Source organism: Paractinoplanes tereljensis (assembly GCF_016862435.1).
Taxonomy (GTDB): Bacteria; Actinomycetota; Actinomycetes; order Mycobacteriales; family Micromonosporaceae; genus Actinoplanes; species Actinoplanes tereljensis.
This window is the reverse complement of sequence record NZ_BOMY01000051.1, coordinates 118,861-140,625: the sequence shown is the minus strand read 5'-3', so window position 1 is coordinate 140,625 and position 21,765 is coordinate 118,861. Positions and strand designations below refer to the sequence as shown.

General features: G+C 71.1%; 20 protein-coding genes. 8 read left to right on the top strand and 12 right to left on the bottom strand.

Annotated features, from left to right (window positions below; translation table 11 throughout):
• Window positions 1-58 precede the first annotated feature (58 nt).
• Together Ate02nite_RS40600 and Ate02nite_RS40595 are read right to left on the bottom strand one after the other, a co-directional pair.
• Window positions 59-427: a hypothetical protein gene (locus Ate02nite_RS40600; protein ID WP_203813247.1), complete on the bottom strand. Its 369-nt coding sequence runs from the start codon at window positions 425-427 to the stop codon at window positions 59-61.
• Complete coding sequence (locus tag Ate02nite_RS40595; RefSeq protein ID WP_203813246.1) at window positions 424-5,067, bottom strand: hypothetical protein; 4,644 nt, start codon at window positions 5,065-5,067, stop codon at window positions 424-426. Before Ate02nite_RS40595 ends, Ate02nite_RS40600 begins: the two co-directional genes overlap by 4 nt.
• A gap of 134 nt (window positions 5,068-5,201) precedes the next feature.
• Here Ate02nite_RS40595 and Ate02nite_RS40590 point away from each other — a divergent pair, with 134 nt between their 5' ends.
• From Ate02nite_RS40590 to Ate02nite_RS40580, 3 genes are read left to right on the top strand one after another with little or no spacing between them, the layout of a single operon-like run.
• Window positions 5,202-5,522: a trypco2 family protein gene (locus Ate02nite_RS40590; RefSeq protein ID WP_203813245.1), complete on the top strand. Its 321-nt coding sequence runs from the start codon at window positions 5,202-5,204 to the stop codon at window positions 5,520-5,522.
• A 1-nt stretch (window position 5,523) separates the two neighbouring features.
• On the top strand, window positions 5,524-7,554 hold the full coding sequence (locus Ate02nite_RS40585; protein ID WP_203813244.1) for a trypsin-like peptidase domain-containing protein: 2,031 nt from the start codon (window positions 5,524-5,526) through the stop codon (window positions 7,552-7,554).
• Window positions 7,547-8,263, top strand: a complete 717-nt coding sequence (locus Ate02nite_RS40580; protein WP_203813243.1) for a tetratricopeptide repeat-containing protein — start codon at window positions 7,547-7,549, stop codon at window positions 8,261-8,263. The genes Ate02nite_RS40585 and Ate02nite_RS40580 overlap by 8 nt, the downstream gene beginning before the upstream one ends.
• A 22-nt stretch (window positions 8,264-8,285) precedes the next feature.
• On the opposite strand, the gene Ate02nite_RS40575 is transcribed toward Ate02nite_RS40580, so the two are convergent.
• The 4 genes from Ate02nite_RS40575 to Ate02nite_RS40560 form a co-directional block, all read right to left on the bottom strand.
• On the bottom strand, window positions 8,286-8,858 hold the full coding sequence (locus tag Ate02nite_RS40575; protein ID WP_203813242.1) for a hypothetical protein: 573 nt from the start codon (window positions 8,856-8,858) through the stop codon (window positions 8,286-8,288).
• Between the two features lie 619 nt (window positions 8,859-9,477).
• Window positions 9,478-10,668: a serine hydrolase domain-containing protein gene (locus Ate02nite_RS40570; protein ID WP_203813241.1), complete on the bottom strand. Its 1,191-nt coding sequence runs from the start codon at window positions 10,666-10,668 to the stop codon at window positions 9,478-9,480.
• Window positions 10,669-10,672: 4 nt separating this feature from the next.
• Window positions 10,673-11,560: a hypothetical protein gene (locus Ate02nite_RS40565; protein ID WP_203813240.1), complete on the bottom strand. Its 888-nt coding sequence runs from the start codon at window positions 11,558-11,560 to the stop codon at window positions 10,673-10,675.
• 119 nt (window positions 11,561-11,679) lie between these two features.
• Window positions 11,680-11,886 carry a hypothetical protein gene (locus Ate02nite_RS40560; protein ID WP_203813239.1) on the bottom strand — a complete coding sequence of 69 codons (207 nt, stop codon included), beginning with the start codon at window positions 11,884-11,886 and terminating at the stop codon, window positions 11,680-11,682.
• A gap of 87 nt (window positions 11,887-11,973) precedes the next feature.
• Here Ate02nite_RS40560 and Ate02nite_RS40555 point away from each other — a divergent pair, with 87 nt between their 5' ends.
• Window positions 11,974-12,405 (top strand): MarR family winged helix-turn-helix transcriptional regulator, encoded by a 432-nt coding sequence (locus tag Ate02nite_RS40555; RefSeq protein WP_203813238.1) that lies wholly within the window; start codon window positions 11,974-11,976, stop codon window positions 12,403-12,405.
• Between the two features lie 11 nt (window positions 12,406-12,416).
• Window positions 12,417-13,529, top strand: a complete 1,113-nt coding sequence (locus Ate02nite_RS40550; RefSeq protein ID WP_203813237.1) for an endonuclease/exonuclease/phosphatase family protein — start codon at window positions 12,417-12,419, stop codon at window positions 13,527-13,529.
• A 19-nt stretch (window positions 13,530-13,548) separates the two neighbouring features.
• On the opposite strand, the gene Ate02nite_RS40545 is transcribed toward Ate02nite_RS40550, so the two are convergent.
• Window positions 13,549-14,688 (bottom strand): glycoside hydrolase family 53 protein, encoded by a 1,140-nt coding sequence (locus tag Ate02nite_RS40545; RefSeq protein ID WP_203813236.1) that lies wholly within the window; start codon window positions 14,686-14,688, stop codon window positions 13,549-13,551.
• An 89-nt stretch (window positions 14,689-14,777) separates the two neighbouring features.
• Between Ate02nite_RS40545 and Ate02nite_RS40540 the strand changes: the two genes are divergently transcribed.
• Window positions 14,778-15,833: a LacI family DNA-binding transcriptional regulator gene (locus tag Ate02nite_RS40540; protein ID WP_203813235.1), complete on the top strand. Its 1,056-nt coding sequence runs from the start codon at window positions 14,778-14,780 to the stop codon at window positions 15,831-15,833.
• Between the two features lie 21 nt (window positions 15,834-15,854).
• Here the strand turns inward: Ate02nite_RS40540 and Ate02nite_RS40535 are convergent, their stop codons facing one another.
• A complete protein-coding gene (locus tag Ate02nite_RS40535) occupies window positions 15,855-16,304 on the bottom strand; it encodes a MarR family transcriptional regulator (RefSeq protein ID WP_239148069.1) in 450 nt (149 codons plus the stop codon).
• Between the two features lie 70 nt (window positions 16,305-16,374).
• On the opposite strand from Ate02nite_RS40535, the gene Ate02nite_RS40530 reads away from it, so the two are divergent.
• Entirely contained in the window at window positions 16,375-16,746 is a 372-nt protein-coding gene (locus Ate02nite_RS40530) for a tautomerase family protein (RefSeq protein WP_203813234.1), read from the top strand.
• A gap of 62 nt (window positions 16,747-16,808) precedes the next feature.
• Window positions 16,809-17,342, top strand: a complete 534-nt coding sequence (cpt, locus tag Ate02nite_RS40525) for a chloramphenicol phosphotransferase CPT (protein WP_203813233.1) — start codon at window positions 16,809-16,811, stop codon at window positions 17,340-17,342.
• A gap of 83 nt (window positions 17,343-17,425) precedes the next feature.
• Here the strand turns inward: cpt and Ate02nite_RS40520 are convergent, their stop codons facing one another.
• The 4 genes from Ate02nite_RS40520 to Ate02nite_RS40505 all read right to left on the bottom strand — a co-directional run bounded on the left by Ate02nite_RS40520 (window position 17,426) and on the right by Ate02nite_RS40505 (window position 21,729).
• The gene (locus Ate02nite_RS40520; protein ID WP_203813232.1) at window positions 17,426-17,986 is read right to left on the bottom strand and encodes a DoxX family membrane protein; all 561 of its coding nucleotides are present in this window, start codon (window positions 17,984-17,986) and stop codon (window positions 17,426-17,428) included.
• A 67-nt stretch (window positions 17,987-18,053) separates the two neighbouring features.
• Window positions 18,054-19,025, bottom strand: coding sequence for an Acg family FMN-binding oxidoreductase (locus tag Ate02nite_RS40515; RefSeq protein WP_203813231.1), 972 nt, complete (start codon window positions 19,023-19,025; stop codon window positions 18,054-18,056).
• A gap of 2 nt (window positions 19,026-19,027) precedes the next feature.
• Window positions 19,028-19,987 (bottom strand): Acg family FMN-binding oxidoreductase, encoded by a 960-nt coding sequence (locus Ate02nite_RS40510; RefSeq protein ID WP_203813230.1) that lies wholly within the window; start codon window positions 19,985-19,987, stop codon window positions 19,028-19,030.
• Window positions 19,988-20,040: 53 nt separating this feature from the next.
• On the bottom strand, window positions 20,041-21,729 hold the full coding sequence (locus tag Ate02nite_RS40505) for a GAF domain-containing sensor histidine kinase (RefSeq protein ID WP_203813229.1): 1,689 nt from the start codon (window positions 21,727-21,729) through the stop codon (window positions 20,041-20,043).
• Between the last annotated feature and the right edge of the window lie 36 nt (window positions 21,730-21,765).

Below are 21,765 nucleotides of genomic sequence, written 5' to 3'. Positions count from 1 at the left end.
CCAAAGCGGCACTAACTTAGTCGGCGGCCTCTCACGTTTGTCAACCGGGCTGTGTGACCTAGGCAACTCGGCCGGGTTCGATCCGGATGCGCACGGATCGCACCGCTGCGGCGGTCCCCGCCGGGGAACGGTCGGTCACCAGCGTGACGGTCGCCGCGTGGCCGGTTCCGGGAGCGGCGAACCGTCCGGTGAGGACATGACCCTGCCGGGTCGGCGGGGCCGGCCGCAGCGGCCCGCACACCGGCTCCCACGCGGCCGCCGGGACGGTCGCCGGGTCGGTCAGCTCCAGCACCGCGAAGCCGAGGCCGTCGGTGACCGGCTGCCAGGTCATCCGGCGCAGCCAGCCGGGCGTGCCGGCCCGGCCGGGGTCGCCGGCGCAGAGCGCGGTCAGCAGTTCCGTCCACTCGGCGGCCGGAAACGTCGTCACGGCTGCGGCGTCCCGGTCCGGTCGGCGAGCTCCGCCAGCAGGCCGTCGATGCGCTTCTGGGCGTCACCCACCGCATCGCGCAGCTTCTTCACCGGGCCACCGCTCTCCTTCGCGATCTCCAGGGCCTCCTTGGCCCCGCCCAGCGCCTTGTCGGCCGCCTCCATCCGGCCCAGGAAGTCCTGGTGCTGCCGCACCGCCAGCTGCACCTGCCGGCCGGCGTCCCAGGCGAGCGCCTCGTCCGGCAGACCGGTGTAGGCCTCGTGCGCCTCGTGGTAGATCTCCAGGGCCTCGTCGATCGCCGTCGCCGCGTCCCGGTCGACCCGGGCCCGGGCCTGTTCGAGCGCGGTCTCGGCCGCCTCCAGCCGGGCCAGGATCTCGGCCCGGTCGCGGGCGCCGTCGCCGCGGATGCTCTCGTTGATCGCGGCCGTCCGGGCGTCGAGCGGAGTGTTCGCGATGTCCTCGAAGCCGCCCTGGTTGGCCGCGATCGCCGCCTTCGCGGTCGTCTCCGCGATCCCCAGCCGGGCGGACAGGGCCTCCGCGGTCTCGCCGCTGCGCGCGGCCTCCCGCCGGGCGACCCGGAACTCCAGTACCGCGTGCTCCATCTCGTGCCGCGCGTGGTCGGCCATCTCGGCGAACTGGGCCGTCGTCGGGTGGTCGTTCGCGATCGCCGGATGACCGATCTCGATCAGCCAGACATCGGGGTGGAAGTAGGAGTTCTCGCCGGTCACCGCGTGCACCGTGGGTATCGGGACACCGGTGTGCTCGACGTTCATCGCCACCCCCAGGACCAGCATCCGCGCCCGGTCGTGCGCCTCCTTCACGCCCGCCCACTGCTGACGCAGCCGGTGCAGGTCGACCGCCATCCGGTAGTTGACCGGCTCGACCTCCAGCCCGGCCGGCGCCTCGGTGGAACGGCCCATCATCGCCGACGGCTCGCGCTCCCGGGACGCGGCTATCTCCTCGGCCGTGGTCGGCCTCGGCTCGACCGAGAAGTCGGTCTCGCCGGGCCTGCGCTCCGGCCCGGCCGGGCCGGGCTCGATCACCGTGCCGGTGGCGGCCGGGAGGAATCGGTCACCCACTCCTTCGGTACGGGCGGGGCCGGTCACCGGGTCGCCGGCCATCACGTGCCGAGGCTGGGACTTCGGCACGAACGCGACAAGCGGCTCGGTCGTCTCGTGCTGCTCGCGGATCTTCGCGTCGGCCGCCGGGTCGTGCGTCTGCGGGCTGTCGTGCTTCCAGCCGGCGTGGTCGCCGTGCTCGACGTTGATGCCCATCGAGCGCAGCTGGTTGATGATGCCGCGGCGCACGTCCGGGTGCAGCGGCGGGCCGTTCGGGTCGGCGTTGGTGATCTCGAACAGGTCGTGGTCGCCGCCGATGTCCCGGAACTCGCCGGTCCTGGGGTCGGCGATCTGCAGCACGCCGTCCGCCATCTTCAGCAGCCCCTCGGCCTGCAGTTTTCCGTATTCGTCGCGGTAATGGGCGTACTCCTCGGCTCGTTGTTTGAAGCGTTGGTCGACCGCCTGCCGTTCCCCCGGCGACAGCACCTCCAGAATCTGGGCGCTGGGCATCTTCGGGTCGAAGAAGCCGACCTTGCCGAGGCCGTCGGCGGGCGCGCCAATCAGCTGGTCGGTGCGGTTGACGGTCTTCGCCTTGATCAGTTCGGGCTTGGCGACGCCACCGGCGTCGAGGACCGGCAGCGAGGCGGTGTTGGTCGGCCGCACCTTGAGCACGACGTTGAAGGCGTCGGCGACCTCCTGGAAACCCTTGGCGCTGGCCGGCGGGATGCCGCTGTCCAGCAGCATCTCCTTCGGCGAGCGGGGCCCGAACGCGTCCGCGTTGCTGAGCACCGGCTCCGGATGGAAAACCGCTCTCTCGATCGGCGGCGGGGCGGCCTCGCCCTCGCCGGGCTTCCGTTGCGGCGCCTCCTCACCGGGGTGGGCCGGCTCCTCGGTCGCACCTTTACCTTTGTTGCGGTGGGCAACCTTGCCGGCCAGGGTGCCGGCGAGCGCCTGCAGGACCTCCTCGGCGGACAGGCTGAAGTCGCCGGTGAGCACTTTCGGGCCGTACAGCCCGCCGAAGAAACCACCCACCTCCTGGGCGCCGATCTCCCAGGCCGTGGGGACGGCGATCGTGGCGGCCTCGCCGGCCGCCGCGCGGACGCCGAACTCCTCGACCTCGATGATCACCTTCTCGCCGGCGGCGGCCAGCGCGCCCACCTCGTGGGCCAGCGCGGTCTGCACGCCCAGCTTGCCGGCCGCCTCGGCGGCGGCCTCGCCGGCCGGGCGCATCACCGCCGCCGCGACCTTGCCCATCACCGCCTCGCCGAACTTGGCGCCGCCGGCCCCGAGCGCGCCGCCCAGCACGTCGGCCCGGAGGTCGGCGAGGCTGTAGTCACCCATCTTGATCACGAAGTTGGAGGCCACCGTGGCGGCGATGTTCACCGCCGTGGTCTGCAGGAACGCGGCGAGCGTCGCCCCTCCGCCGGGGATCGCGACGGCCAAGGCGATGGAGACGGCGAAGCTCAGCGCCGACTGGATCTGGCCGAGGACTCGGGCGTTGTCCTTCTCGTACGCGTCGGCGTCGCCGGTCAGGGTGGCCCGCAGCCGCCGCATCTCGGCGACCAGCCGGGCCCGTTTGGCCGGGTCCTTCTCCGCCTCGACCTGTTTGCCCAGCGTCACCAGATCGGACTTGGTCCGCTCCAGCAGGCGCTGGGTCTCCGGGTCGTCGCCGATCTCGCGCAGTACCCCGGTGGCGCCGCGGTGGTCCATGGTCACGTCGTATTCGGTGCGGCCGCCCTGGGCGAGCCAGCGGGCCTCCGCCTCCGGGCCGGCGCCGGCCGCCGGCTTGCTCAGCTGCTCGGCCACCTGGGCGGCGTCCCGGCCGGTGACCAGGCCGCCCTTGACCAGCATCGAGCTGCCGATCTGGGCCAGCTCGGGCGACGCCGTCGCGCCCAGGGCGTCCCGGCCGAACAGCTCCCGCCGCAGATCCCGTTCCGGATGCCGCTGCTGGTAAGCGGCGACGAGCTCGTCGACCTGCTCGCCGGAGGGCTGCCGCTTGAGGATCGCCTTGACCTGGCCGACGTCGCGCTTGCCCATCGCGTGTTCCAGCTCGTCCAGGTCGGCGGCCTGCCCGCCGCCGGTGGTGAGGTCGCCGAGGTACTTCTCGTCGGCGTCGGACGCGCCGGCCACGATCTGGTCGTAGGTGCGGCCCTGGCCGCCGGTCAGCTTCGCGTACTCCGCGCGGTAGTCGTCGATGTAGCGCCGGGCCAGCCGGGTCACCGCGCCGTCGAGGTCGGCCAGCAGGGCCTGCTTCTGCGCGGGCGGCACCTGCGGGTCGTGTGCCTGCGCGATCAGATCGTGCTGGGCCAGCTTGCGGAACGTCTCCAGCGTCTCGGCGATCCGCTTCGACGAGGTCTTGCCGTTCTTCTCGTCGGCGACCAACTGGGCGGCGGCCGCCCGGATCAGGTTGGCGCTGCCCGAGCTGTTCCACGGATCCATCGCCGCGTTGATCACCGCAGCGTCCTCTTTGCCCAGCGTGCGGTTCAATTCCTCGCCGAGGGTCGGCCCCAGAATTTTCTGGAATCGCTCGGCGACCGCGACGCCGGCGCTCTTCGACGGGTCGGCCAGCGCCTCCTGCCGGTTGAGCTCGAGGATGCCCTGGATGTCCCGGGTCAGCTCCTGCTTCTTCTCCTTACGCTGCTCCCGCAGGACGTCGGCGACCACGCCGTACCCCTGCTGGTCCTCTTGGTTGAGTTCTTCGATCCGACGCCGTTTGTCCTCGATCGCGCACGCGTCGGCCTGTGCGAAGTTGCCCTCGCGCAGCTCGGTCATCCGCATCGCCTGCAGGCCGGTGAGCCGCCGGTTGAGGTCGACGGCGAGGGTGTCCTTCCCGAACTCCTTGGCGTAGAGCGCGTCCATCGCGTCGATCTCGTCGCCGGACCGGCGATGCAGTGCCATGACCCGTTCCCGGCGGCCCTCGTCGAGGTCGCCGGCCAGCAGCCGGTGCAGCTCGGCTGCCTCGGCGGTGTGCCGGTTGAGGGCCGGCCCGGCGTCGGCCCGCCTCTCCAGGTCGGCCTTGAGCCGCCCGGCGATCTCCGGCGGGTAGGTGCGCAGCTCGGCCATCACCTCCAGGGGGATCGGCTCGGGCTTGGTGCCCCGCATCAGCGCCTGCAGGTGTACGACCTGGTCGGGCTTCAGATCGGCCTTGCGCCCGGAGGTGCCGAGCCCGAACAGCCCGTCCCGCAGGCTGCTCTTGTCGAATTCGTAGAAGATCTGCTCGACCCGCACCACCTGACTGGCGGTGAGCCCGTCCAGCGCCGCCACCGCGGTGGCGAAGTCGACCTTCCGGCGCTCGGCCTCGACGTCCTCGAGGTAGGTGCCGGGCTTGAAGCGCGGGTCGTAGTCGGAGGTGTCGACGGCCCGGACCAGATCGTGGGCCCGGCTGGTCGGGTTGAACGACGGATCGTCGAGCGCCGGCGAGGGCGGCGCGGTGAGCACCACCGCCACGTCTTTGGCGGCGTCGATCAGGGCGGCGATCGCCCGGTTACCGCCGAACTGCGGCAGGGCCCCAGCCGGCGCCGCGGCAATCGCCTCGCGCTGCGCGCCCCCACCGACCTCGCTGCTGAGGTCCGCACTACGCATGGCTCACGCTAACGCCGATGGTCAATTCCATTCTGGTGCTTGTCGGAAATCCGCCCGCCAGCGGCCGATCATCCAATTCTTGCCACCGTCCTGTGTGAACTCCGGGGCTGCGCGCCGCCGTTACTGTCCTTGCCATGGCGGATACGACCCCCGGCGTCCCGTTGGCCGACCTGATCGACGCGGTGCGTGCGGAATTGCAGGTGGCTGCCCTGCGCGCCCGCGACGAAGACCTGCAGTTCGAGGTCAACGACGTGCAGTTGGAGGTGGAGATCGCCACCACCGGCACCAAGGGCGGTGAGGGCGGCCTGAAGATCTGGGTGATCAACATCGGGGCGAAGGGCGAGAAGTCCAACGCCAGCACCCAGCGGGTCACGCTCAGCCTCGGTCCGGTCACCCGGGACGGCACGAAGTTCACGGTGAGTGCCGTGGGCGGGGAGCCCGTCCGGCGGGACTGAGATGTCAGCTTTCGACGAGCGCCGGGTCGCCCTGGTCCAGGCCGAGGGATCGAAGCGGGAAACCGCGACGGGTTATTTCCTGACCGGCAGCCTGGTGCTGACCGCCAAGCACGTCGGCACCTCGGACAGCAGCTTCGAGGTGCGCAGCGAGACCGGCGGGGCGGAGAAGTGGTCTCCGGCGACGGTGGTCTGGACCGGCGCGGGCAACGTCGATGCCAAGCTTCTCCGAACCGACCGGTCGTTCGGCGACTGGGAGCCGCCCGAACTGCGGCCGGAGGTCACTTCCGGGCCGTGGCGGTCGAGCGGCTTCGCGTCGATCGCGGTGGACCAGCATGCGGGTGGCCCGCCGGACTGGAAAACGCTGCCGCTGAGCGGATCACTCGGCCTCAGCGGGGGCCAGGGCCAGCCGTTGCTCGCGCTGAGTCTCGACCAGCACATGCTGGAGAGCCGGATATCAGGCTGGGGAGGAGTGTCCGGCAGCCCCATATTCGCGGACGGCGCGCACGGCGGGCTGATCGGCCTGATCACCGACGCCAGCCGGGGTCTGGCCAACGGTCTGTTCGGCCTGCCGATCAGCCAGTTGGCCGCCGACATCGGCTTCGTCTCGCACCTGACGCCGTCCTTCCTCGGTGACCTGCCGCAGGATCCGTTCTGCGCGGTCCTCACCCGCGAGGGCGGCTCGGCCGACCTGGTGGCGACGGTCGCCAACGTGCTGGCCGGGGAATCCGCGACGACCTTCGCCGGCCTGCACCCGGAACCGGTGGAGATCGACGTGCGGTCGGCGCTCGGCTCGGTCCGGAACTGGGTGGCGACCGTGGAGGCCCTGGCCCGGGCCGACTACCTGGTGGCCGATGTGACGCTCTTCCAACCGGCGGTCATGCTGCTGCTCGGCATCCGGTCGGTGCTCCGGCGCGGGGTCACCGTGTCGGTCTCCGGCACCGGCGCCGACCCGGTGGCCCCGGCCGACGAGGAGTTGCCGTTCAACGTCCAGGAGACCCGGCTGGTGCCGTTCTCCCAGGACTCCTCCTTCTACAAGCGGATCCACCAGGCGCTGGCCGAGGGCGCGGCCAGCCTGGCCAACGACCCGGCATATCTCGACCTGCCCGCCTACCACGCGGTGCGCGTTCCGCGGCCGGAGTCGTGGGCGACCTCGGACCGGGACAACGTCCTGGTCCTCTGCCCCTACGGATTCAACTACCAGAAGACCTTCGACCGGTTCTACTCGATGATCAAGGGTGCGACCAAGGCCGAACCGCGGCGCATGCTCGACCTGCGTTCGCCGCGCCTGGTCGGTCAGGCCCTTTACGAGGAGATCCGGTGGGCGTCCAAGTGTGTCGTCGACTGGTCGCACTGGCGGCCCAACGTGTTCTTCGAGCTGGGCGTGCGGCTGGGCTGCTCCGACCGGGATCCGCTGTCCATCATCGACGTGAGTGACCAGCCGGACTCCGCGGACACCTCGCAGAAGAGCCTGCTCGTCCGTCTCCTGCAGCCGGTTGCCTACGATCCGGAACGGCTCCACGAGAAGAAGGTCGTCCAGCTCGCCCTCGCCGACTGGGCGGGCCGGCTGGCAACTCCCTCGCCGGAGTCCCCGCCCCAGGTGAACGACGTGTCCACGCTGCCGTCGGCGGGCACGTTCTCGGCCGCGCAGGAGGCATACCGGTGGCAGCACGACTCGGCGCTGTCCCGTCCGGACCACCAGCACCGCCGCCGCTCGGAGCAGATCCTCGGCGCCGATCCCATCCGCCTGCCGGAACGTATGATCCTGTTCGCCGGCAATACGGCCTTCGACGCTGCCCTGAGTGCGGCCGCCCAGGAGAACCGCATCGCCCAGTGGCTTTACCTGCGTCACCGGGCCGAGGCGGACGACCCGGGTCTGGACGAGCTACGGGAGGAGCTGATGGAGCTCGGACCGCTGGTTCTCGAGATGCTGAAGGGCTCGAGCGAGCCGCGCCACGCCGGCCTTCGCCGGGAGGTCCGCGGGTACCTTCGACAACTGGCGGACTTCGAGAGGGAGCGGACAGAGCATGAGTGAGGTCGCCGACCGCCTCCTCCGGCGGGTCATCTCCGCGAAGGCCCTCGCCACGAGCGCCCGCGACGAAGAGGAGTGGCAGGAGTCGATCGATATCCTGCGGGACGCCATCGGCCAGGCCCGGGCCGCGGTAGCGAACGAGGCGGCCTCGACCGACGAGAGCGTGAAGGCGGCGCTGGCCGACCTCTACGGACTGCTCGGCGGCACGTGGCGGCGGCGGGGATTCAAGGCGCCGGGGGCCGAGCGCCGGTCGTACCTCACCAACTCGATCGAGGCGTACGACGAGGGCTTCGGCTACGAACGCGACCTCGAGGGCACTAAGGACGCCAGCACGTACAACCGGATCAACCGGCTGACCGGCCGGGTCCTGCTCGACGCCGGCACGCTCAGCGGCGGCCCGCACAGCGGCGGCCCGGACAGCGGCCTGGACATCCGCCGGGAGCTGGTCGAGGCGGAGTCGATCGTGCGCACGCAGATCGAGACTTTCCGCCAGCGGGACCCCTGGGCCTACTGCGACCTCGCCACGATTCAGTTGCTGGCCGAACCGGCGAGCGGGCGAGGACTGGCGACCCTGCAGGGGCTCCTTCGTCTGCGGCCGCAGCGTTTCGTGCTGGAGAGCACCATCGCCACCCTCGAGCCACTGGCCGAGGCGGCCGCCGAGCAGCGGCCCGGCCTGGTCGAGGCGGTGGCCCAGCTCCGGCGCGAGCTGTGAGCGGCCCGGCGGCTTTCCCCGGTCAGCGCATGCGCTGCAGCTTGCGGACCGCGGCGGCGGTGATGGCGTTGGCCTCGCGCGGGCTGGTCGCCGGGACGCCGATCACCATGATGGTGAGGGCCACGTCGCGGTGGGCCACGGTGATCAGCTTGCCCTGGACGGTCAGTTTGAGGGCCGGGAAGGTGACCGAGAAGGCCAGCCCGGCGGCCGCGTCGCCGAGGCGGGGGACCCGCAGCGGGCGGATCCGCAGGCGGGCCTGCTGGCCGGAGGACGGGACGGTGGTGAGCATCGACGGGCAGAGGCGCGGGGCGGAGGCCAGCCCGGCGACCAGCGCGTGCGCCGTGCGGGGGCCGGTGACCGTGAGGCTCTCGAAGAGCATCGGGCCGCCGTTCTTGCTGAACCCCGCGTTCGCCGTTTCCGACTTGGGGATGCCGACGGTGGGGCCGACGCGCTTGTCGCAGATGTCGGCGTCGGTGCTGATGTCGCCCATCATCGACGTTCCGGTGGTGCCCACCAGCGGCTGGTAGCCCTCGGGCAGGTCCTTGATGGTCAGCAGCGCGGCGGTCAGTCGCCTCGGCCGGGGCGTGTGGGGCACGGGTGTGAGAGCGGGCGCGGATGCCGCCGCGGGCGCTCCGGGCGTGGCGGGCGCGGCCGGCGATGCGATGGCCGGCACGGGCGCCGTGAGTGCCATTCCGGCGGCGATGGTGGCGGCAAGTCTGACTGATTTGTACCCAATTTTCGGCATTCCTTACGGTATCCCGCGGGTCGGCCGTGACCGTGGAGGTCGTCGGCGTCGCGAGTTCAGTGGCCCCCGAGCGGGTGACCGTGGGGGAGATTGCCGGCCGGCCGCGAGGTTGCCGGCCGGCAATCAGCTCTTCCCACTGAGGGGGTCGGACGACCCACCCGCCTGCTCGGATCTGGGCAAGCCGGCTGACGGATGGGTCGGAACAGGACGGTCGCCCGGCGTGGCGGCGTGTCAGGCTGCGGTTGGGTTCAACGCCGGGCGACCGAGTCACTGCGCGGCTGGGTCGCCGTGGTGGGTGTTGCTTTGGTGGTGGGGCGACGGCACCCCATACGGGGGGTCGGCGCATGGGATGCCGTCGCCGTTGGGTGGGGCTGGGCAATTACCGCCGTGAACCGGTTTGTCCCTCCCTTCCTGGTGCAAAAGGGCACGGCGGAGCCAACGTGGTGTTGCTGGAGGTGTGGTCCAGGGGTCAGCGGGTGCAGGCGAAGTGATCGGAGATGCGGCGCAGGGCGGCGATGGTCTCGCGGTCGCGGCGCTCGTCGTCCTGGGTCGGCCAGGCGCTGCACTTGACGATGACGATGTCGGCTGACGGGTCTACGTAGAGGTACTGACCGTGGACGCCCAACGCCGTGAAGGCGTCGAAGCTGGAGCTGCCGAGGGTCCACCACTGATTGGCGTACCCGTAGTGGGCGTAACCGCTGGGGCCGAGCGCGCCCACCGCGAGCTGCGGGAGGTCGCTGCCGCGGCTGCGGCGGACCCAGTCGCGCGGGACCACCTGGCGGCCCGCGACCACGCCGTCGTGGGTCATCAGCAGGCCCAGGCGGGCCACGTCGCGGGCGGTGGCGTTGAACGAGCCGGCGCCCAGCGCGGTGCGCGGGTGGGCCCGGGTCAGCCAGTAGTAGGAATCCCGGTCGGCGCCCAGGTGGCGCCACAGCCGGTCGGCGGCGTAACCGGCCAGCGTGGTGCCGGTGGCCGCCTCCAGGATCCAGCCCAGCACCTGGGCGTCGAGCGTCGAGTAGTTGAAGGCCTCGCCGGCCGGAGCCCGGCGGCGCGCCGACTTGACCACCTCGGCCAGGTCGCCGCCGCCCATCGCGGCCTGCTCGAAGCGCTTGATGTCGCTGTCGGGCACGTCCCAGGCCTCGAGGTCGCCGACCCCGCTGGTCATGGTGAGCAGCTCGGCCAGCGTGACCTCTTCGTAGGCCGAACCGAGGAAGTCCTTGCGGTAGTCGATGACCCGGTCGTGCAGGCTGTCGATGAGGCCCTCGGCCATGGCGATCCCGACCAGGAGCGACGTGACCGACTTGGAGATCGAGAAGAGCTGCATGCGGACCCGCGGGCCGGCGAACATGCCCGGGTAGTACTCGTGGATGACGCGGCCGTGGTGCATGACCACGAACGCCGTGGTGTTGGTGTGCCGATGCAGGTCGGCGAGGGTGTGGTCGGTGTCCTCGAAGCGGTAGGTCAGGTCGAGCCGGTGCGGGTCGGCCGGGAGCGGCCGGTGCACCTCGCCCCGCTGGACCCGTTCGGTCGGCATCAGCCAGTTCATGTGGGTGAACGTGAACTCGCTGAACGGACGCCGCATAAGCAGGTCACCCTGGCGTTCCCACCAGGAGGGAGGTTTAGCCGCGCGGGGTGCGGGCCGTTCCGTGGTGCTCGTCATGTCGTCACTCCCCGTGCTCGATCGGTTGCGCTGCGCCTTCGAACAGTTCACGAAGAGTTGGGCCAGGTGGTTCATCAACCGGTTCGAGATAGCTGTTCATCATGGCCAGGATCGCCATGCCGGCCAGGTTGTCGGTGGCCCCGTCGCCGAGCACGCCGGCCGCCGGGTCACCGAGGTGCCGGATCACGAAACCCTCGGTCATCGCGGCCAGGATGTTCGTGAACTGCTCCAGGGTGATGCCCTGGCGCAACCGGAACCCGCGGGCGGCGATGGTCTGCTCGTAGACCTTCATCCAGGGCTGGAGGGCGCCCGCGTAGTTGTTGGCGATCGCGTCGTGGATGCCGTCGTTGCGGTCGGCCGTCGCGCAGACGACCAGTTGCAGGCGGAACAGCGGCATCCGGCAGACCGCGAGGATCTCGTGGAAGGCGGCGCGGTGCACGGCGTCGACGAAGCTGTCGTCGTCGACCAGCCAGTCGCCGCGGGTCTCCAGCTCGGCGCCGTACTGCGGGTCGTAGTTCATGCCGTGGAACAGGAAGGCCAGCAGGTCGTTCAGGTAGTCGTCGTGGCTGGCCCAGGTTGACCGGTAGGGGCCGGTGCCGCGCTGGCGCAGGAACGGCGGCTCCAACTCGGCCACCTCCCGGGACAGCGCCCGCTCCGACAAGAAGTTCAGACCCGACCAGTACTCCTTGCGTCCGTCACTCCTCGGGGCGACCTCCTTGGGGGCTCCGAGGTTTCGTTCCACCAGATTTGCCCCCGCCTTGAGGTAGGAGGCGACCTTCAGTGAGTTGACGAGCGCGGCACGGGTGGACTCCCGGACACCCTTCACGCGGGTGACGATGCCGGAAAAGTCCTGGCTGTAAGGGTAAGGCAGGTCCTTCTTGCCGTACGTCATGCGTTGATTGTTGTCCGATTCTCGGCCAACTCAAGTGCGCACGTGCGTAGTACTCGGAGGCTAGAACTCTGGACATTTAGGAATGCGAAAAAGTCGCTATTAGTGACCGTGCAATTACTCTAAGAAATCGAACGCTCCTGCCGACGGCGTTCGCGCTGCTCCTGGGTGTAGCGCTTGCGCGCGGCGAGATCGCGTTTCCATTGCTCGCGGGCACTCTGGTCACAGCCTTGCACAGCATTCTGGGTCTGGGCCGGTCCGATCAACGATCGAAACATCCAGTCGTGAAACGTGTTGCGGAACCACTGCGCGAACCGGCTTTTCGCCATGACGGCCTCCGAGTCGATAGTTTGTGCACCAACCGTTGGTGTACAAACTATCGGTAGGATGGGGTCGAACTGAAGGGGGACGGGCATTTGAGTGACGAGGATCCACTCGCGCTGGAGGAGCAGGTCTGCTTCGCGCTGTCGGTGGCGGCCCGCGGCGTGGTCGCCGTCTACCGCCCCCTGCTCGAGCCGATGGGCCTGACCCACCCGCAATACCTGGTGATGCTGGCCCTCTGGCAATACGCGCCGGTCTCCGTGCGCCGCCTCTCCGAGCTGCTGCAGCTCGACCCGGGCACGCTGTCGCCGCTGCTCAAGCGCCTGGAGGCGATCGGCTACCTGCGCCGCGAGCGCAAGGCCGGCGACGAGCGCAGCCTGGCCATCACGCTCACCGACACCGGCCGCGCGCTGCGCGCCGAGGCCGAGAAGATCCCGCCGGCCGTGGTGCAGCGGCTCGGCCTGCCGATCGAAGATTTACGCACTCTGCACGCCGCGCTAACCCGGGTGATTGCCGCCGCGCAGTAAAACTGAAGTCGATGCGGATCGCTGCGTTCAACGTCGAGAACCTCTTCAACCGGGCCCGCGCCCTCGACCAGCGCACGTGGTCGTCGGGACGGCCGGTGCTGGAGGCGTACCAGCGAATTTGCTCTTTGCTCGAAGAGGTTGTCTACACCGAAACTGTCCAGCGGGAGATCCTCCGCGAGCTCGGGAAACTCGGCCTGCGGCGCGGTGACCAGGCGAAATTCGCCCGGCTGCGGCAAAATCGCGGCCGGTTGCTGCGGCGTTCGCGAGATGGGCAGGTCACGGTCGTCGCGGGCGGGCGGGCCGACTGGATCGGCTGGGTCGAGCTGACCACCGACCGCTGCGACGAACTGGCGCTCAGCCACACCGCGCGGGTGCTCGAGGACGTCGGCGCCGACATCGTCGGGGTGATCGAGGCGGAGAGCCGCTTCGCGCTCAAGCGTTTCGCCGACGCCGGGCTGGTGGTGGACGGGCGGCCGCGCTATCCGCACGTCATGGTCGTCGATGGCAACGACGAACGCGGCATCGACGTGGGTGTGCTGGCCGGCCGCGGGTTTCCGCTTGTCGCGCAGCGCAGCCACGTCGACGACGTGGACCACGTCGGGCGGGTCTTCAGCCGCGACTGCGCGGAATACCACTTTCGAACCCCGGCGGGGGTCAAGGTCGCCGTCCTGGTCAATCATTTCAAGAGCAAGGGGTACGGCGGGAAGGTTGCCTCGGACGCTATCCGGTTCCGTCAGGCGGCTCGGGTGGCTGACATCTACCGGGACCTGGTGGCCGACGGGATCGCGCACGTGGCCGTGGTCGGCGACCTCAACGACACACCCGACAGCGAACCACTGCGGCCGCTGCTGGCCGGCAGCGATCTGCGGGACATCTCCGCCCATCCGGGCTTCGACGACAACGGCAGACCCGGCACGTACGGGTATTGCACCGCTCGCAACAAGCTCGACTACGTCCTGCTCTCGCCGGCGCTGTGGGCCGTCACCACCGGGGGCGGGATCTTCCGCCAGGGGGTCTGGGGTGGCCGGCGGGGCACGCTGTGGCCGATCTACTCGTCCATGACGAGTGCCGTGCACGCCGGCTCGGATCACGCCGCGATCTACGCGGATCTGGATCTGGCGTGATCCTCGCCGGCGTCTGTTGCTACGGCCGCCGGTAGGCCCGGATCGAGGGCAGGGCCCGGCCGGTGAAGTCGAACTGGGTCAGGTTGTCGTTGGACGCCTCCGCGCCCGGCTGCCAGCCCACCCCCGGGATCCACTCGGGTTCCCAGGCCAGGAAGCCCAGCCCGCGCCCGTCCGGCACCTGCTTGAGAACGTCGCGCACGGCCTCGTAGAACCCGGCCTGACCGGCGGGCGTCGCCGGGAAGCGGTCCACGTCGGGCAGCACCGAGTCCGGCCCGACGATGTTGCCGCGGCCGTCACCGTCCTCGAACGTCCACGGGTAGGCCAGCTCGGCGATCAGCACCGGCTTGTCGTAGCGCTGCTCCGAGTCGATCAGGTTGGCCTGCAGCTCGGCCAAGGAGCCGTGCCACATCGGGTAGTACGACTGGCCGAGGATGTCGTACGGCACCTCGTAGGTGGTGATGTTGTCGAAGAACCAGCGGGTGTCGCCCAGCTTCCCGCCCCGGTCGATGTGCAGCACGATCTTGGCGTCCGGCTGGCCCTCCAGCGCGCCCTGGCGACCGGCCTTGAGCAGGTCGGTGAAGGCCTGCCACTGCTGGGTGCCGTCCGGTAGGTAGAGCTGCCCGACCGGCCACAGGATGCCGTTGGTGATCTCGTTGCCGATCTGGATCATGTCGATCGGCGTGCCCTGCCGGGCGAAGTCACGCACCAGCTCGCGGGTGTAGGAGCGGATCTTCTTGGTCAGGCCGGGCAGGTCGGTGGGCCAGCCGGCCGGGATCGGCTGCTTTCCGGGGTCGGCCCAGAAGTCGCTGTAGTGCGGGTCGAGCAGGATCTTCAGGCCGGCGCGCTTGGCCCGTCGGGCCAGGGCGAGCGCGCGAGCCTTGTCGCTGTAACCGTCGGGCGGGTCGACCCAGACGCGCAGGCGGATGTAGCTGGCGCCGGCCGCGGCGAAGATCTGCTCGGCCGGGCGCACCCGGCCGGCCAGGTCGCGGTAGCGGACACCGGCCTCTTCGAGCTGGGGGAGGAAGGAGAGGTCGGCGCCGCGCACGGAGAGGGTGGTTGCTCTTCCGTGGGCTTGCGCAACTGATGGCAGAAGTGTCGATAACGCGAGGCCGCCGGCGCCGGCGAGCAGCCCGCGGCGGGTGATGGAGGACGACGACATATTGAGGAGCTCCTCGGTCCGAAGGAGACTGTGAGCGCTCACGGTGCCCGGCGCTACGTTTCCTGTCAAGGGCGCGTTATCGTGCACCGATGTCCGACGAAGCGCCCGCCCACCCGAAATCGCGCGGTGCGGCCCGGCGGGCCCAGCGCCGCGGACCCACCATGGAGGACGTCGCCGAGATCGCCGGCGTCTCCCGCGGCACCGTGTCGCGGGTGCTCAACGGTGCCAACCACGTCAGCTCGGCGTCCCTCGAGGCCGTGCGGGAGGCGATGCGGCAGACCGGTTACGTGGTCAACGAGAGCGCCCGCAGCCTGGTCACCCGCCGGTCCGGGGCGGTCGCGTTCGTGCTGTCCGAGCCGCCCGACCGGCTCTTCGAGGACCCGGTGCTGGGCGGCCTGATGCGCACCTGCACGGCACTGCTCGGCGCCCAGGGCCGGGGCCTGATGCTGATGCTGGCCGGCAACGCCGACGAGCGCGAACGCGTGCTGCACTTCGCCCGGGGCGGCCACGTGGACGGGGTCCTGCTGGTGTCCATGCACGACGGCGACCCGTTGGCGGCCGCGCTGCACGAGACCGGGGTGCCGGTGGTCATTTGCGGTCGCGTGCCCGCCGCCGGCCCGCTGATGCCGTACGTGGCGGCCGACGACCGCGGCGGCGCCCGCCTGATGACGCAGTACCTGCTGGACCGCGGCGCCCGGCGGCTCGCCACGGTGGCCGGCCCACCGGACACCCCCGGCGGGGCGGAACGACTGGCCGGCTTCCGCGACGTGCTGGGCGAGGCCGTTCCGGACGGCGCGATCGCTCGCGCCGAGTCGTACAGCATCGAGGCCGGGCGGGCCGCGATGGACCGTTTGCTGCACGGATATCCCGACCTGGACGCGGTCTTCGTGGCGTCGGACCTGCTGGCCGTCGGGGCGCTGCAGGCGTTGCACGCGGCCGGTCGCAGCGTGCCCGGGGACGTGCTGGTGGGCGGCTTCGACGACTCCGCGATCGCGTCGGCGACCATGCCCCCGCTGACCACCATCCGCCAGCCGCTCGCCCAGGTGGCAGCCGAGCTGGTCGAGGTCCTGGTGCAGCTGATAGCCGGCCGGCACCCGTCCTCCCGAGTCCTGCCGACCACCCTGGTGCGCCGCGAGTCGGCCTGAATTCCCCGTGAGCGCTCACGGTCAAGTGTCGGAGACGGCGGCCTCGTAGGTCAGCAGGGTGTCGACGATCAGCTGGCGTTCGGTGGGGGAGAGCGGGGCCAAGGCCCGGCGCCAGGCCTCGGCGAACGGGGACAGCCACTGCGAGATCGCGTCGCGGGCGTCGGGGGCGATGTCGACGATCCGGCGGCGGCGATCCTCGTCATCCTCGCGGCGGACCAGGATGTCCTTGCGGCTCAGGTCGCCGATCAGCAGGCTCACCGTGGTGGGGGCGACCTCCAGGCGGGCGGCCAGTTCCGACACCGTCTGCGGGCCGTCGAGCAGCAGCAGGGACAGCAGCGACCGGTGACGCGGGGCCAGGTCGAGGCCCTCCAGCCGGGCGGGCGGGGTGATGCGCTTGGCCCGGCCCACCAGCCGGGGCAGCAGCATGATCAGCTCGCGCACGGCGTCGTCCAGCTTGTCGGGCGTTGACACTCGGCGGCCTCCCGAATAGCTTTGAAGTCAAAGGTTATTTGTCGTCAAAGGCATCCTAGGGGAGGGCAGCATGCCTCATCTCACCGTGCATGCACCGGAAAGCGATCTTGCCGGTCGGGAGGCCGCGCTGATCGCCGGGCTCACCGATGCCGTCGTCGCGGTCTACGGCGACTGGATTCGGGAGAGCGTGCAGGTTCTGCTCGTGGGCGTCCCGGCCGGGCGGTGGGGGATCGGCGGCCGGCCGGCCGAGGGTCCGGCCCCGCTGGTCACGTTCGGCATTCGCGCGACCGTCCTCGATCGCCCCGACGCGTCCGACGTGCTGGGCCGGCTCGCGGCCGGGGTGACCGACGCGCTGGCCGACGCCGTTGGTGAACAGGTGCGCGCGGCGGCGGCCGTCGAATTCCTCGGCACGGCACCGGGGGGTCCGGCCGATATTCGGTAACCGGCTGGCGGCCGAGCCACTAGCCTGGCAGGTCGCACGATCTCTGGGGGCGAGCTCAGCGCATGGGCACTGATGTCATCGTGGTGAACGGCGGGTCCAGTTCCGGGAAGTCCGGCATCGTCCGCTGTCTGAAGGCGATCCTTCCGCAGCCGTGGATCAACCTGGGCGTGGACGATCTGGTCGACCGGCTGCCGCCCGCACTTCTCGAGTCCGGTGCCGGCATCTCGTTCGGGCAGGCCGGCGAGGTCGTCCTCGGGGACGACTGGCGTGCGATCGAAACCGCCTGGACGACGGGTGTGGCCGCGATGGCCCGAGCGGGCGCACGGATCATCATCGACGACGTCTTCCTCGGCGGCCGGACCTCGCAGGAGCGCCTCCGTGGCCATCTGCGGGGCCTGGAGGTGCTGTGGGTCGGCGTGCACTGTGCGCCGGAGGCCGCCGCCGCGCGGGAATTCGCCCGAGGTGACCGGCCGCCCGGGATGGCGGCTGGGCAGGCCGAGAAAGTGCACCAGGGCGTCGTGTACGACGTCGAGGTCGACACCACCCACGCCGAATCGCTGGACTGCGCCCGCGTCATCGCCCAGCACGTGAGCTGACCGGCGGCTTCCACGGCGTACCGGATGGGTCTGCGCACGCGAATGCCCTGCCGGAAGGCCGGCAGGGCATTGGGGTTCGGTGGTCAGATCAGCCAGCGGTTCTTCTGGACGATCGGGAGTTTGGCCCAGATGCGGCCCAGGCCCCAGGTCTGGCCGGCGTAGGTGAGGGCGAAGACGATCGCGGCCAGGGCGTAGACGACGTGGTAGTCGACGAGCGGGTTGGACGAGCCGCTGGCCAGCGGCCACTCGGCCAGCCACATGAAGGCCATCATCAGGGTGCCGGCGACGGCCGAGACGCGCAGGCCGATGCCGAGGATCAGGGCCAGGCCGAGGCCCAGCATGCCGATCATGAAGGCCCAGTTGGCGAAGTGGGTGCCGGCGATGCTGTGAAAGAAGCCCTTGAGCGGGCCGGCCTCGACGCTGGCGAGGAAGCCCTTGGTGGGGCTGCCGCCGTTGATCCAGGCCTTGGCGGACGGGGTGGAGTAGCCGAAGCCGAAAGCCTTGTCGAGGAAAGCCCAGAGGAAGACGAAGCCGGTGGCTACCCGAAGGGCGGCTAGGACACGGGCGCCTGCCTTGGTGAGCATGGCGCCGGGGGCTTCCACCTGTTCGAGGTGGGCCGCGTTGTTCCGGCCGATGGTGGTCATTTCTTCCTCCTAGATTTCAATCTCTCTGGGCTTGACTCTCCTCTCGGTAGGGGCCTTCCACCTGGGCCTAAGCTCCCGGAATGCCCGGGACCAAAGTCCCCAAGCCGGTGAGGACCTCGGACATCTCGCGGCGCGGGGTGGGGTGGCCGGGGGTGCCGTAGCCGAAGCGGATGGCGATCTGCGGGTGGCCGGGCCGGCCGAGGGCGCGGCGCAGCTGGTCGCGGGCCGTGGGCACCTCGATCGGCTGGCTGATCAGCGACGTGTCCAGGCCGGCCGCGGTCGCGGTGAGCAGGACCTTTTGCATGGCCTGGCCGGCGTTGCTCTGGTCGGCCGAGCTGTCGCCGGGCACACCGAGGATGCCGATCAGCGGTTCCGGCTCGTAGTCGTGGCCGGGAGCGCGGCGGCGCTCGTTGAAGAAGCGCTGCGGCAGGATGTCCTGCGGTTCGGCCATCGGCGCCCGGGCGTAGGCCGGGATCGCGTGCCGCCAGGCCTCCATCTCGGCCTGGTAGCCGGTGTCGCGGCGCAGCACCCGGTCGGCGCTGGTGGCGATCTCGGAGAAGCCGGCCACCGCGACCGTGCCGACCAGCAGCGCCAGCCAGCTGCTCTCGGAACGGGCCGCCTCGAGCAGCCGGACCCGCACGTCGGTCGGCACCGGGTCGGGCCAGAACGGCTGGCGGTTGCTGTGCCGGCGCGGGATCGCGTCGAACAACTCCACCTCGGCGTAGGTCGGCGGGCGCTCCGCGGCCGGGGTGAGCCGGGCGATCAGGCCCGGCTCACGCGGGTCGGGATGCAGCTGCACGACGGCCGGTCGGCCGGCCGAGGCGAGCGCGAGCCGGGCGTTGAAGGTGGCGGCACCGCAGGCGATGCGGGCCGCCCAGCCGGTGCGGTCGACCGACGGTAACCGGCGGGCCGGATCGGCCAGGATCTCGATCGCCCCGCCGGACCGGCGGAACAACCACGGCTGGCTGTTGTGCAGCGACGGCGCGCGAACGGCGGCCGCGGCCGCGAGATGCAGGTCGGCCTCGTTGTAGGCGTCCATGATCACTCCACGATGGTGATGACGTCGCGCGGGTCCCGGCGTGGGGCGCGCGGCAGCGGGATGTCGGCGGGCAGGTAACCGAGGCGGACCACGAGGTAGGGGTCGCCGAGGCCGGAGAGCATGCCGCGCAGCAGGTTGCGGGGCCACTCGACCTCGATGGCGTCGCTGAGCGGCGCGGTGGACAGGCCGTCGGCGGTGGCACGCAGCAGCAGGGCGGACAGCGCCTCCCCGCCGCGCAGCAGGTCGGCGGGCTCGTCGGTGGTGCCGAACAGCACCACGTAGGCCGCGCCCTGGTCGTGCTCGGTGCCGGCGGCCAGGCCGGCGTCGCCGTCGGGGGCGAAGTCGCGGACCGGCACCCGGCGCAGCTCGTCGCGCACCGCGGTGCTGGCGGGCACGCCGTCACCGGCGAAGTCGGGGCGGCTGGTCCAGCGGCCGAGCTCGGCGCGGTAGGCCGGGTCGGCCTGCTCGGCGCGGGCCGCCAGCTCGGCGGTCACGGCCAGCTCGGGGAGTTGCTCGGGGCGCACGACGTGCAGGTAGGCGCCCTCGGCCTCGACCAGCCGGCGCAGCTGGGTCAGCTCCTGCTCGTCGACCGGCCGGGGGCCGAACGCGCGCCGGTCGGTGCGCCGGATGGTGATCGCGTCGGCCAGGCGCAGGGCCTCGGGGTCGGGCTCGGCCGGCTCGCCGAGCCGCACCCGGGCCAGCAGCTCGGGCCGGGCCGGGTCGGGGATGCGCTCGACCACGGCCGGGCGACCGGCCGCGGCGAGCGTGACCCGGGCGTGGTGCAGGGCGGCACCGCAGCTCAGCAGCAGGAGCCGGCCGTCGCGGTCGACGGTGTCGAGCCGGCGGCTCACGTCGGCGAACAGCTCCATGGTGTCGCCCGTGACCAGCCACGACCACGGTTGGGTATTGAAGACCGAGGGGGCGTGCTGAGCGGCGCGGGCGGCGTCTTCCAGTGCTGTCATGTGACCACAGTGCCGCGCGCTGGGTCCCGCCGGTCAGGGCCGAAGGTCCCGGATCAGCCGGTTATGGGCGCACGCCAGGTCGCCACCGTGCCGACGTCGCCCGGGCCGGGCCCGATCTCGAACTCTCCGCCCAGGTCACCGGCGCGGTCGATCATATTCACGATGCCGCCGCGGGCCTGCATCACGTCGGTGCCGACGCCGTTGTCCTCGATGCGCAGCACCACCTCGTCACCGGTGGCGTGCACGGTGACCCGGGCGCTGGTGGCCTGGGCGTGCCGGGCGACGTTGGACAGGGCCTCGCGCAGCACGGCCATCAGCTCGGGCACGATGTCGTCGGGGATCGCGCTGTCAACCGGGCCGACCGTGTCGAGCACCGGGCGGAAACCGAGCGTGCCGGCCGCGGCCTCGACCGCCTCGCGCAACTCGGTGCGCAGCGACGGGCCGGTCGGGGTGCGCAGCTCGAAGATCGACCGGCGGATGTCGCGGATCGTCGCGTCCAGGTCGTCGACGGCCGAGTTGATCCGTTTGACCGCTTCCGGGCGGGCCGCGTGCGGCACCGCGCCCTGCAGCTGCATGCCGGTGGCGAACAGTCGCTGGATGACGACGTCGTGCAGGTCGCGGGCGATGCGCTCGCGGTCCTCGAGGACCACGAACTGCTCCCGCTCCTCCTGGGCGCGGGCCCGCTCCAGGACCAGGGCGGCCTGGCCGGCGAACGTGGAGAGCATCGCGGCCTCCTCGTCGTCGACGATCCGGTCGGGCGGCTGGGTGACGATCAACACGCCGCGCAGACCCTCGGCGGTGGTGAGCGGGGCGGCCAGCGCCCGGGTCGAGGGCACCACCTCGGGCCACTCGGTGATCTCGTAGAGCTCCTCCACGATCCGGTATTTCTCGGTGCCCAGCTCGGCCGAGATCTCCGGGTCGACCGAGACCGACCGGCCGGCCAGCTGCTCCATGCCGTCGGCCACCTCGATGGTGTAGCGGCTGTTCTCCTCGTCCAGCAGCAGGACCATGACCAGCTCGGCGCCGGAGACCTCGCGGGCGCGCCGGGCGATCAGGCGCAGCGCGTCGTTGCTGCGGACCTCGCCGAGCAGCACGCCGGTGATCTCGGCGGTGGCGGCCAGCCAGCGCTCCCGGCGCTGGGCGATCGCGTAGAGCCGGGCGTTGTCGATGGCCACCCCGGCCGCGGCGGCCAGCGCGACCACGATCTCCTCGTCGTCCTGGCTGAACTCGGCGGCGCCCTTCTTCTCGGCCAGGTAGAGGTTGCCGAAGATCTGGTCGCGGGTGCGCACCGGAACGCCGAGGAAGCTGTGCATCGGCGGGTGGTGCGCGGGAAAACCGTACGACTGGGGGTGTTTGGTGATGTCGGGCAGTCGCACCGGGTGCGGGTCGGTGATGAGCAGGCCCAGCACGCCGCGCCCGTGCGGCAGGTCGCCGATCTTGGCGTGCGTGGCCGGGTCGATGCCGTGGGTGATGAAGTCGACCAGGTCGTTGCGGTCGGCGCCGATCACGCCGAGAGCGCCGTACTTGGCGCCGGCCAGCGCGCAGGCGGCCTCGACGATGCGCTGCAGGGTGCTGCGGAGGTCGAGGTCGGTGCCGATGCCGACGACGGCGTCGAGCAGCGCTCGAAGTCGTTCGCGGCTGGCCATGACATCGCTGACCCGGTCGAGCATCTCATGCAATAGTTCGTCCAGGCGGACCCTGGAGAGCGGGCCAAGCCCCAGCGAAGGCGGTTCCGACGACATGCCGCAAAGGCTAGCGGCCCGGCGGCTGTCGGGACC